Genomic DNA, 9,874 nt, shown 5'->3' on the forward strand with positions numbered 1-9,874 from the left:
GAACCGGCCGGACCTGATGCTCGCGAGGATCTGGTCCACGACGGAGGAGTACACCCTCGACCGCTCAACCGCGTGAAATGCCGCATCATCTGGTTGAACCACTTGACGCGATCCCTCTTCCTTACCGCACAACGGGCCCATGTCTCTGGGCGCCCACCTTACCGCCCACGGATGGGCAGGTCACACCGTACGTACGCTGAACACATGCTCAGGCACTACGAGGCCGGCCGCAGGCGCGCAGCGCCGGCCGCACGGGCGGGGCGGCCATTGACAGTGACCCAGGTCGCTCCTAAGCTCTCAAACCGGCAAGGTGGTTTGACCAATATAGCGATGAAGACGCCCACGATCGTCAGAGACGAAGGTGCGACGCCGTGACTCATACGTCAACGGAGACGACCGCGACCGGACGGCAGATCAACGGCGGCCCGTGGTGGTCCATGCCGTTTCGGATGCGGCGCGTACTACCAGCAGCGCACCTTCGAGATCCTCGATGAAGTGATCGGGCGCTATCCGGTCGACGGCTTCTTTTTCAACTGGTTCGGCTTCAACGAGGTCGACTACAGCCGTGCGTACCACGGCCCCTGCCACTGCTCAGGGTGCGTCCGCGCGTTCGCCCGGTTCAGCGGTGACACGGCCGAACTTCCCACCGGTCCGGAGTCGGCGACGTACGGGTTGTGGCGCACGTTCGTCTCCGAGAGCATCGACGTCCTCACCACACGGATCCGGGACCATATCGCGCAACGCCGGCCCGACGCAGGTCTCATCCTGGGCCAGTCCGCCGACATCGTCTTCCACGAGGCCAACAACGCGATCGGCCGCGAGCTCTGGCCGCATGCCACCTCCGAGGCGGTCAGCGCCTTCCGGTCGCACCATCCCGACGTCCCAGTGCTGGTCAATTCGGTGGCGTTCGTCGACATGCCGTATCGGATGGCCGGCGAGCAGGCGGAACACTTCGCCCAGTACCTCGTCCAGACCATTTCCCGGGGAGGCAACCCATCCACGTACATCATGGGCACACCAGGACAGATCCCCTGCGAATGCCTCGACGTCGCCGGTGAGCTGACCCGTTTCCACGCCCGTCGGCACGACGTCTACGACGGAATGGTTCCGGTCGCACGCACCGGCCTGGTGCGCCCCGACAGGCACGGTCTCGACGACGACCGTCACGCCGAGGCCACGGCCGAGTTCCGAGGGCTCTACGCCGCACTGCAAGAGCGCCACATCCCCTTCGACGTCGTCGCCCAGCAGCACATCGACGAGATGGCCGCCGACGGTGGCCTGGCCCGCTATTCGCTGCTGGTACTCGGAGATCTCGGACCGTTGGCACCGAGCACCGTTGCCGAACTGGACGCCTTCGTCGAGCGCGGTGGCCGGCTGCTGAGCACCGGCGCGACCGCCATCACCGACGACACCGTCCAACTCACGAACCTCCCCGCCACCCGTCGCGAAGCGGTCCATGCAGGTGAGGAACGCCTCTTCGGCGTATACGTCGCCGCCGACCCAGCGACGTCGGAGGCACCACACCGGCAGGTCTCGACGAATGGCAACGGCACAGCTGACGACGTGCCTGCCGCGTATCCGGCCCCGGTGCTGCCCGTACACGGCGCTTATCACTACCTGACCTGGGATGACGACGCGACATCTCAGCTCACCCTGCTCAGCCAGGCGCCGTACGGGCCACCGGAGAAGTGTTACGGACACGTCCCCGTCGGCCATCCCGGCTATGCGTCCGGTTCCTTCGGCCAGGGCCGGACCGTGCTCATCCCTTGGACTATCGAACTGCCAATGATCGATCTGTTCGAAGTGATCGTGGTCTCCGACGGAACGCAAAGATGACGAACGTGCGAGAACATCACCTCATTCTGGTCACCGGCGAGCACGGCGACGACGACCGCCGGCGCATCCACGACGCCGCACACCCTGCGGAAGTCGAGTTCGTCGCCGCCCCCGGTGACAATCCGGGGTTGCTGGAGCGGGCATCCGCCGTCGCCGGAACGCTCAGGAACGGCGACCTCGCGCAGGCGCCGAACCTGGCCTGGGTGCACAGCCGGCTACTGAGCTGGATGCAGGCCGGGCCTACTGCATCCTCAGCGGTAGCCGGTGACGTCGGCAGGCTTGCCAGCGTCCTGGACCTCGACGAGATACCGCCAGGCGTCCGGCCGGCTGCCGTCCAGGTCGGTGAAGCCGTAGACCTGAGCCAGCCGGCCACTCGAGAGTGACTCGCCGTTCCACCGATTCACCTCCGGATCGCCCGCGAGCGCCGCGACGGCGCGTCCGACGAACGCCGGGGTCTCCGAGATGGCGAAGTGCGGCACGTTCGCCAGCGCGTCACCCCAGTTCGCCTCGGTAACCCCGAAGTGCTCAAGCATCATCTCTGAACGCAGCCAGCCCGGTGTCAGCGACACCGCGGTGCCGCCGTGCTCGGCCAGCTCCTTCGCCTGCGCGAATGCCATGCGAGTGACCGAGACCTTCGCCAGGTCATAGAAGAACGAGACACGGTAGTTCGACGCGTTGTACTCCACGGTGCCGTCGGTCACCTCGACCACCAGCCCTCCCGGCTTCCTGATCAGCAACGGCAGCGCGTAGTGGCTGGTGATGATGTGCGTGTCGATCGCCAGCCGCAGGATGCGCAGGCCGTCGTCGAGCGAGTGCTCCCACAGCTTGTCGCTCCAGCTGAAGAGCAGCTCGCCACCCCAGATGTCATTGACCAGGACATCGAGCCGGCCCTGTTCGGCATCGATGCGTTCCACCAACGCCCGGACCTGCTCGCGCTCCAGGTGGTCGACCTGTACGGCAATCCCCTGACCGCCTGCCGCAGTGACCAGCTCGGCCGTTTCCTCGATGGTCTCCGGGCGGTCGATCTCCGAGCGCTGCTCACGAGTGGTTCTCCCGGTCACATAGACCGTGGCGCCGGTGGCTCCCAGCTCCACAGCGATCCCTCGGCCTGCTCCGCGTGTCGCGCCGGCAACGAGTGCGACCTTGCCGGACAGTTGCTTCGATGTGTCACTCATACGTCAACGGTGACAGCAAACCCTGACAACCGACGTCAGCATTTCCTGATGATCATCAACCGTTAGACCGCTGATGGCCGGTCCAACGGTTGATGATCATCGGAGAGAGTTACGAGGCGGAGCGGTTCACGGCACTGACGACGGCCTTGAGCGAGGCCGTCACGATGTTGGCGTCCACACCGACGCCCCAGTAGACGTCCCCGCCTACGGAGCACTCGAGATAGGCAGCCGCCCGGGCGTCGGCGCCGGAACTCATCGCGTGCTCGGCGTAGTCGAGCACGCGGACCTCGTGGCCGACCGTCGACAGGGCGTTGACGAACGCATCGATCGGGCCGTCGCCCGAGCCCTCCAGCGTGCGGCGCTCTCCATCGACGTACACGCCGACCTCGAGGACGTCGCGCTCGCCGGCGGCGGATGACGTGTGCACCGAGTTCAGTTTCAGCGGGGTCGTGCGGTCCAGGTACTCGGCCATGAAGATCTCCCCCATCCTCGCCGGGTCTACCTCTCCACCGCCGCCATCGGTGAACGCCTGGACCACGCCGGAGAACTCGATCTGCAACCGGCGCGGCAAGTCGAACTGGTGCTCGGCCTTCATCACGTAGGCCACGCCGCCCTTGCCGGACTGGGAATTGACCCGGATGACCGCCTCGTAGTTGCGTCCGACGTCCTTCGGGTCCACCGGCAGGTACGGAACCTCCCAGGCGAAATCGTCCACCGCTGTTCCGGCGTCCTTGGCGTCGCGCTGGAGGGCCTCGAACCCCTTGTTGATCGCGTCCTGATGGCTGCCGGAGAACGCCGTGTAGACCAGGTCACCACCCCATGGATGCCGCTCAGCGACAGGCAGCTGGTTGCAGTACTCGACCGTCCGGCGGATCTCATCGATGTCGCTGAAGTCGATCTGCGGGTCGATCCCCTGAGTGAACATGTTCATCCCCAGGGTGACCAGACAGACGTTCCCGGTGCGCTCGCCGTTGCCGAACAGGCATCCCTCGACCCGGTCGGCACCGGCCATCAGCCCGAGCTCCGCCGCCGCCACGCCGGTTCCGCGGTCGTTGTGCGGATGCAGCGACAGAATCATCGACTCCCGGTGCGGGAGGTTCCGGTTCATCCACTCGATGGAGTCCGCGTAGACGTTCGGGGTGGCCATCTCGACCGTCGCCGGCAGATTGACGATCATCTTCCGGTCCGGCGTCGGCTCGAGGACGTCGGCCACCGCCCCGCAGATCTCGGCTGCGTACTCCAGCTCCGTTCCGGTGTAAGACTCTGGCGAGTACTCCCAGTAGATCTCCGTGTCGGGAGTGATCGACTCCGCGTACTTCTGCGCGGTGCGGGCACCGTTCGTAGCGATGTCGGTGATGCCGTCGCGATCCAGGCCGAAGACGACCCGGCGCTGCAGGATGGACGTCGAGTTGTAGATGTGCACGATCGCCTGCTTGGCGGCGCGCAAAGACTCGAAGGTCCGCTCGAGCAGCGCGTCCCGGCACTGGGACAGCACCTGGATGGCGACGTCGTCGGGGATGTGGTCACCCTCGATGAGCTCGCGGACGAAGTCGAAGTCGGTCTGACTTGCCGCTGGGAAGCCGACCTCGATCTGCTTGTATCCCATCCGCACGAGCAGATCGAACATGCGCTTCTTACGCTCGGCGTTCATCGGGTCGATCAGCGCCTGGTTGCCGTCGCGGAGGTCGACGGCGCACCACGCGGGTGCGGTCTCGATCCGGCGGGTTGGCCAGGTACGATCCGGCAGGTCGACGGCGATCTGCTCGTGGAAAGGCCGGTACCGGTGCACCGGCATCTGCGAAGGTTTCTGTACGGGCGGCCACGCCATGGTGACGTCAGTGGTATTCATCGTAAAGAAGCTCCTGAATGCGGTCGAGACAAGCACGACCGGCAGCGCAAACTCACCGCGGCGAGGGAGCCGGTCTAGCGAACCTCACCGCGGCAGCTAAGCAGGAGGCCAAAGCGCCGCACGGTCGACGACTCTACGCCATCACCCCCATCGCGCGCGACCCACCCCGCCTTAAGAAGCCGTAGAGATGGGCTTTAAGAAGCCGTGCAGGCGGACTGCCGGCGTCGACCCACGACGACCGTCAGACGTCTCATCGGCTCCGGGCCGGAGCTGCACCGACAAGGGCGCCCTGGCGAGCTGGCCGGCGTCCTGCCCGCGACCGGCCCGGCCGGTAGACGCTCAGGACCAGGTTCAGCATGAGCAGGCCGGACGACACGCTCGGCCCGATCATCAGGCCCGACTGCTCGTCCGGCGGCAGAGCGGCCCCAGTGTCGGCCGCTGTCCGCAGCGCCGGCATGAGGAGGCCGAGCACGAGCACCGTCATCAGGGCGGTGGTCGCCAGCTTCACCGTCACCCACCAGTGCCGGAACACACCCCAATGAGTGCCCAGCGCCAGGACCAGGCCCGTCAAGAGCGCCAGCAGGCTCAGCGGCACAACCACCATGGTCCCGATCCTTGCGGCCGCCGGATACGCAGCCGCCGGTTCGAGGTCGCCGGTCACCACGCCGCTGGTCAGCACGAGCAGGATGACCGCGGCCCCGAGCCAGCCGACGGACGCGGCAGTGTGCACGACGATCGTCAGCCTTCGGATGTTCCGGGAGATCTTCATGACCCGATCGTGCCGCCGGGGCGGCTCCCGGTCGTCCGCTCGTCTGCGCAACTCCGCCTACGTCACGCCGCGTATGGCGTCCGGATCAGCCTCCACATCTGGGACAGATCCGTGGCGGCACAGAGCTTCGAACGGCGCTGGCGCCCTATAGAACCAGCTACAGGACGAGCAGGAGGATGTAGGCCGCGGCGGCCGATCCGAGCACGGCCAGACCGTAACAACCGGCAGTGATCACAGTGCCGAAACGTGCCAGTTGCAGCCCGTCGTACAGGGTGTACCGAAATCGGTGCGCGAAGTGAAACAGAGCCGCCGCGCATACGCCCAGCAACGCGAGCCTGGTCAGCGGATGCCCGAGGGCATCCAGCAAGCCTGCATGGTCCGGCGAGACCCAGCCCAGCGGGAGAGCCAACCCGAACAGGAACAGCAGTATGGGCGCGAACATCGCCGCGGCCACGCCGCCGGCGCTGAACGCCATCCACGCGAACGGTTCGACCTCCCGGTTAGGCATCTAGCTCACCACCAGCCACACAACGAACGCCGACACGACGACGAACCCGAGCCATTGAGCCGCTATGACCACCGTCGACGGCACCCGCCGACCTCGCACCTTGACCGGCATGGCTTTCGGGGTCAGGTTGAACCAGGTGACGGTGTGGAACAGCAAGAACGCCAGTGCGAGCACGTTCAGTGCGACCACGAGCGGGTTGGAGGCGAAGTCGAGGAACTGTTCGTACCGCTCTTCACCGCGGGCGACCGACCACACCGTCAGCAGCGTGAACAGCACGAACCACGCCACGAAGACGCTGCTCAGCTCCCGGAGGATGAACAGCGTGTACGACCGCTTGCGTGCCCACCACCACAGTGACATCCGCGGGCGGTATGCGCGTTGCCCGGTACCCGTACCCGTGCCCGTCACGGTCCACCTCCAGGCGACACATAGGACTTGATGGTCTCCATCGCCGCGGTCAGCTTGTAGCGCTGGATGGCGCCCGCTGGGTCGACATCCTTCGGGCAGGCCGTGGTGCACTCCCCAACGAACGTGCATCCCCACACTCCGTCCGGGTGGATCAGCACGTCCAGCCGCTTGGCGGCTCCGTCGTCCCGTGAATCCAGGTTGTAACGCTGAGCCAGCGCGATGGCGGCCGGCCCGATGAAGTCCGGGTCCAACCCGTAGACCGGACAGGCGGAGTAGCACAGCATGCAGTTGATGCACATGCTGTACTGCTTGTAGTCGGCCAGCTCTTCAGGCGTCTGCAGGGACTCGCCTTCGTCCACCGGAATGTCGTCGTCGCGGACGATCCATGGGGAAACTCGCGGAAGCTTCTCCAGGAAGTCGCCGATGTCCACGACCAGGTCGCGGACCACTGGGAAGTTGGCGAGCGGTTCGACCCGGATCGGACCCGGCGCGTGGTCGACCAGGAACGTGGCGCAGGTCAGTGCCGGTTCGCCGTCGACCATCATGCCGCAGCTACCGCAGATACCCATCCGGCACGACCAGCGGTATGACAGTGTTCCGTCCAGGCGGTCCTTGATGTAGTTGAGCCCGTCCAGGACGACCCAGTTCTCGCGCAACGGCACGTCGAAGTCCTGTGCCCTCGGCTCGTCGTCGACCTCGGGCTGGTAGCGAGTGACCCTCAACGTAATTGAGTCTGCCACCGCGAAGTCACCTCCCGTAGACGCGTTCTCCGACCGGCCACCGGGTGATGGTCACCGGCAGGTAGCGGATCTGGCACGAGCCGTCGGACGCCCGATGGGCAAGGGAGTGGGCCAAGAAGCGGTCATTGTCGCGCGCCGAGTAGTCCGTACGCTGGTGGGCGCCCCGCGACTCTTCGCGCCGCAGGGCGGAGTAGACGATCGTCTCCGCGACGTCCAGCATCGCGGACAGTTCGAGGAATGTCAGCAGTTCAGTGTTGAACGTGTGGCTGTGGTCCTCGATCCTGGCCTGGTCCCGCCTGCCCTGAAACTCATGAAGCGTGTCGACCGCCTTGGTCAGCGAGTCGCCGGTGCGGTAGATACCGGCGCCGCCTTCCATCGTGTGCTGCATCTGCTCGCGGAGATCGGCGATCCGCTCGTTGCCGTTTGGCTCCCGGCCTCTCAGCTCACGCCAGATCCGACGGTGCTCGTCGTCGGCCTGACGGAGGCCGGCTCTGGTAGGTCCTGATGCACCCGCGGCATACTCGGCGGCCGCCCGGCCCGCCCGCGCACCGAAGACCAGCAACTCGGGCAACGAGTTCGACCCGAGCCGGTTGGCGCCGTTGATGCTCACGCACGCCACCTCGCCGGCGGCGTACAGGCCCTTGACCGGCGTCGCACCGTGAATGTCGGTATGTACTCCGCCCATCATGTAGTGCACCACCGGCCGTACCTGAACCAGCTCAGCAGCCGGATCGACGTTCTGGTATTTCAGGCACAGCTCCCGGACGAACGGAATCTTCGCGTCGATGACCTTCGCCCCCAAGTGACGCAGGTCGAGGTGAACCGCCGGACCGTACGGCGTGTCGATGGCACGGCCCTCCTCCACCTCATGGACGAACGCCTGCGACAGCCGGTCGCGGGGACCGAGCTCCATGCTGCGCAGCACCGGTGTCGGCTCCGGCTTACCGAGGTCATAATCCTGCAGGTACCGATAGCCGTCCTTGTTCAGCAACCAGCCGCCTTCGGCTCGCGCCGCCTCCGTGATCAGAATGCCGGTGAACGGCAGCCCGGTCGGGTGGTACTGCACAAACTCCATGTCCTTGAGCGGCGCACCCGCGCGGTACGCCAACGACATGCCGTCGCCGGTCTTGATGGCGGCATTCGTCGTGAACGGGAAGACCCGCCCGCACCCACCGGTAGCGAGGATGACGGCCTTGGCGGTCATCGTCTCGATCCGGCCGGTCGACAACTCGATCGCGACCACGCCCTGGATCACGCCGTCGTCGACCACCAGCTTCGTGACGAACCATTCGTCGTACCGGTGGATAGTCCCGTACTTAAGCGACGTCTGAAACAGCGTGTGCAGCATGTGGAAACCGGTCTTGTCCGCGGCGAACCAGGTGCGCTGCTTCTTCATGCCGCCGAATGGGCGGACAGCGACTCGGCCGTCGGGCTCGCGGCTCCACGGGCAGCCCCAGTGCTCGAGGCGGATCAGCTCGCGCGGCGCCTCCTCGACGAACATCTCGACCGCGTCCTGGTCAGCGAGCCAGTCGCTGCCGGAGATGGTGTCGTAGATATGTTCGTCGAGGCTGTCATCCGCGCCGATCACGCCGGCCGCGCCGCCTTCCGCCGAGACCGTGTGGCTGCGCATGGGATAGACCTTCGACACGACCGCGACGTCGAGTTCCGGGCGCGCCTCAGCGATGGCGATCGCCGCGCGTAACCCGGCGCCACCACCGCCGACAAGAACGACATCGTGAGCCGTGGTCACGGGATCTCCGAAGGACGCTATGCCCCGTGCTCGGAGATCGTCTCGTGGCTCAACAGCTTGCCGTCGTGCTTGACCGTGGTCTCCTCGATGCTGCCGTCGTGGTATTCCTCGCGGCTCTTCTTACAGCCGCAGTCGAACAGCATCTGGTCGCTGACCAGGCCCTGGTTGTCGCGGGATTCGCTATGCTCACCGTCGGTCAAACGGCCGCACGGTGCCCGCCGATTGGTGAACCTCGTACTCGTGACTGTCATCGCCCCACCACTTCCTTCATAAGCGGGTTCGGCCCCTTATAGGCCGGCTGGGCGTCAGCGGTACTCGTACAGTGTCTCACCATGCGAGGCCTCCCGGAAGGGGCCTGTTTATCGTTGGCCTTCAGAAGCCGAGGCGGCCGAGCTGCTTCGGGTCGCGCTGCCAGTCCTTGGCGACCTTGACGTGAAGATCGAGGTAGACAGGCGTGCCCAACAGCCGCTCGATGTGCTGCCGGGCCTGGGTGCCGACCTCCCGCAGCCGGGCCCCTTTCCGGCCGATCACGATCGATTTCTGGCTGTCCCGCTCGACATAGATGTTGACGTGCACATCGAGAAGCGGCCGGTCCTCGGGCCGGTCTTCCCGGGGGATCATCTCCTCGACGACGACCGCGATGGAGTGCGGTAGCTCGTCCCGGACCCCCTCGAGCGCGGCCTCGCGAACCAGCTCCGAGACAAGCTTCTCCTCAGGCTCGTCGGTCAGCTCGCCCTCAGGGTAGAGCGGCGGCCCTGGTGGCATCCGTCCGAGCAGGAGGCCCGCGAGCAGATCGATCTGCCGACCGGTGGTGGCCGAGACCGGAACGATCTCCGCCC

The 9,874-nt window shown here is 66.0% G+C and carries 10 protein-coding genes and 1 pseudogene; 1 reads left to right on the top strand and 10 read right to left on the bottom strand.

Going from position 1 to position 9,874, the window contains the following annotated elements:
- Nucleotides 1–141 (bottom strand): annotated as a pseudogene (locus tag ELR45_RS42700) (hypothetical protein); the annotation flags it as partial.
- 354 nt (nucleotides 142–495) lie between these two features.
- Between ELR45_RS42700 and ELR45_RS12675 the strand changes: the two are divergent.
- Nucleotides 496–1,836 carry a type 1 glutamine amidotransferase family protein gene (locus ELR45_RS12675; protein WP_129666423.1) on the top strand — a complete coding sequence of 447 codons (1,341 nt, stop codon included), beginning with the start codon at nucleotides 496–498 and terminating at the stop codon, nucleotides 1,834–1,836.
- Nucleotides 1,837–2,087: 251 nt separating this feature from the next.
- On the opposite strand, the gene ELR45_RS12680 is transcribed toward ELR45_RS12675, so the two are convergent.
- The 9 genes from ELR45_RS12680 to ELR45_RS40815 form a co-directional block, all read right to left on the bottom strand.
- Nucleotides 2,088–3,011: an SDR family oxidoreductase gene (locus ELR45_RS12680; RefSeq protein WP_129666425.1), complete on the bottom strand. Its 924-nt coding sequence runs from the start codon at nucleotides 3,009–3,011 to the stop codon at nucleotides 2,088–2,090.
- A 109-nt stretch (nucleotides 3,012–3,120) separates the two neighbouring features.
- A complete protein-coding gene (gene leuA / locus ELR45_RS12685) occupies nucleotides 3,121–4,860 on the bottom strand; it encodes a 2-isopropylmalate synthase (protein WP_129666426.1) in 1,740 nt (579 codons plus the stop codon).
- Between the two features lie 250 nt (nucleotides 4,861–5,110).
- On the bottom strand, nucleotides 5,111–5,629 hold the full coding sequence (locus tag ELR45_RS12690) for a hypothetical protein (RefSeq protein ID WP_129666428.1): 519 nt from the start codon (nucleotides 5,627–5,629) through the stop codon (nucleotides 5,111–5,113).
- Nucleotides 5,630–5,786: 157 nt separating this feature from the next.
- A complete protein-coding gene (locus tag ELR45_RS12695; protein WP_129666430.1) occupies nucleotides 5,787–6,137 on the bottom strand; it encodes a fumarate reductase subunit D in 351 nt (116 codons plus the stop codon).
- Nucleotides 6,138–6,497, bottom strand: coding sequence for a fumarate reductase subunit C (locus tag ELR45_RS12700; RefSeq protein WP_129666606.1), 360 nt, complete (start codon nucleotides 6,495–6,497; stop codon nucleotides 6,138–6,140). It lies immediately after the preceding gene.
- A 44-nt stretch (nucleotides 6,498–6,541) separates the two neighbouring features.
- On the bottom strand, nucleotides 6,542–7,285 hold the full coding sequence (locus tag ELR45_RS12705) for a succinate dehydrogenase/fumarate reductase iron-sulfur subunit (protein WP_129666432.1): 744 nt from the start codon (nucleotides 7,283–7,285) through the stop codon (nucleotides 6,542–6,544).
- Nucleotides 7,286–7,292: 7 nt separating this feature from the next.
- On the bottom strand, nucleotides 7,293–9,035 hold the full coding sequence (frdA, locus tag ELR45_RS12710) for a fumarate reductase (quinol) flavoprotein subunit (protein ID WP_129666434.1): 1,743 nt from the start codon (nucleotides 9,033–9,035) through the stop codon (nucleotides 7,293–7,295).
- Between the two features lie 17 nt (nucleotides 9,036–9,052).
- The gene (locus ELR45_RS12715) at nucleotides 9,053–9,235 is read right to left on the bottom strand and encodes a hypothetical protein (RefSeq protein ID WP_129666436.1); all 183 of its coding nucleotides are present in this window, start codon (nucleotides 9,233–9,235) and stop codon (nucleotides 9,053–9,055) included.
- 172 nt (nucleotides 9,236–9,407) lie between these two features.
- Nucleotides 9,408–9,874: GTPase Era (locus ELR45_RS40815; RefSeq protein ID WP_240759554.1), on the bottom strand; the 467-nt coding region annotated here is incomplete at its 5' end.

The sequence above is a fragment of the Phytoactinopolyspora endophytica genome (assembly GCF_004138495.1).
GTDB lineage: Bacteria > Actinomycetota > Actinomycetes > Jiangellales > Jiangellaceae > Phytoactinopolyspora > Phytoactinopolyspora endophytica.

Bases quoted from the DNA above. Each gene is read 5' to 3' on its own strand.
- leuA (WP_129666426.1), bottom strand. From the start codon at position 4,860: ATGAATACCACTGACGTCACCATGGCGTGGCCGCCCGTACAGAAACCT.
- ELR45_RS12695 (WP_129666430.1), bottom strand. From the start codon at position 6,137: ATGCCTAACCGGGAGGTCGAACCGTTCGCGTGGATGGCGTTCAGCGCC.
- ELR45_RS12680 (WP_129666425.1), bottom strand. From the start codon at position 3,011: ATGAGTGACACATCGAAGCAACTGTCCGGCAAGGTCGCACTCGTTGCC.
- ELR45_RS12700 (WP_129666606.1), bottom strand. From the start codon at position 6,497: ATGTCACTGTGGTGGTGGGCACGCAAGCGGTCGTACACGCTGTTCATC.
- ELR45_RS12690 (WP_129666428.1), bottom strand. From the start codon at position 5,629: ATGAAGATCTCCCGGAACATCCGAAGGCTGACGATCGTCGTGCACACT.